Here is a 1,267-nt window from a genome sequence, read left to right on the forward strand (position 1 = left end):
CCCCAAAAGAGGAAGTGCCCGCGCCGGAACCAACCGCCTACCCTGCAACCGACGCCATCGACAAAGCCCGCAAGGACCTCGATGAGCTGAAGAACCGCGCCATCCTTGAACCCAGCCCGGAGAACCTCTCGGCCTATATGTTCGCCCAGAAGGCGATGGTCGATCAGGCCGGCCGCTTTGCCGATGTCTGGGAGCGCGTCCTCTTCCGCACTCCTGATCTCGATGCCAACCAGACCTATCCCTTGAGCCAGATGGGCGGCCAGGTGTTTCAGGACCAAAAGCGCGTCAAATGGGAAGAGGCTCTGCGGCAAGCCTCGGACAATCTGGGCTTCATGGTGGTGGTGACCGACGAGAAGACCTGCCCGCTCTGCGCCAAGGAGCTAGAGGTCATCAAGCTGATGCAGAAGAACTACGGCACCGCCCCGCTGGTTGTGGCCAAGGATGGCTCAAAGCATCCGCTCTATCCCGACGCCCAGGCTGATCACGGCCAGTTGCGCGCTCTGGGGCTCGATACCCATCCCACACCCTTCATTGCCCTCGTCGAGCCGCGATCAGGCCGCGTCGAGCCCTTGGGCAGCGGGCTTTTGACCGAGGACGTCATCCTCGAACGCGTCTTCGTGGTCAGCCAGGTGCCGCAAGGCCAACGCTATGTGGAGACCCCCTGATGCTGCGTTCCCTCCTTCGCGGGCTGGCTCTTGCAGCTCTGATGCTGAGCCAGACGGCACAAGTTCTTCGGGCCGACGACATCGGCACCGACCTGAAAGACTTCTGGGAGCGGGCAGGCGGTGGCGTCAACCTCAGCCGCCCGACCGCCTATCAAGGCCAGATGGGCGGCTTCGTCACCCTGGGCTCGCTCTACGTCCGCACCCGGCCGCGCAACACCGGGCTCTTCAACCTCCAGCTTCCTTCCGTCCGCGCCGGTTGCGGCGGGATCGACATCTATGGCGGGGCGTTTTCCTTCATCTCGAAGGAGGAGCTGATTGATCTGGCCAAGGCGATCATGCAGAACGCGTCGTCTTACGCCTTTGAACTGGCGCTGGAGAGCCTGTCCCCCGCCGTCCATGAGCAGATGGTCAAGCTGCGCGACCTCGTCCAGAAAATGAACGCGATGAACATCAATTCCTGCGAGACGGGCCAGCTCCTGTCGGGCTCGCTCTGGGCCGAGGTTGACGGCAACACCCAAAGCGTGTGCAAGACCGTCGGCACCATGTCGGGGCGCTTTGCCGATGCGCTTTCCGCCCGCTATGGCTGCGGCTCCGAGGGCAAG

General features: G+C 63.1%; 2 protein-coding genes. Both read left to right on the forward strand.

Annotated features, from left to right (window positions below; translation table 11 throughout):
* Positions 1-665 (forward strand): conjugal transfer protein TraF (locus AC1DVR_RS23390; protein ID WP_478003025.1); only part of this gene is annotated, 665 nt, incomplete at its 5' end.
* Positions 665-1,267: conjugal transfer protein TraH (locus tag AC1DVR_RS23395; protein WP_478003026.1), on the forward strand; the 603-nt coding region annotated here is incomplete at its 3' end. The genes AC1DVR_RS23390 and AC1DVR_RS23395, both read left to right, overlap by 1 nt.

It is taken from the genome of Rhodobacter sp. P2_H5 (assembly GCF_056403335.1).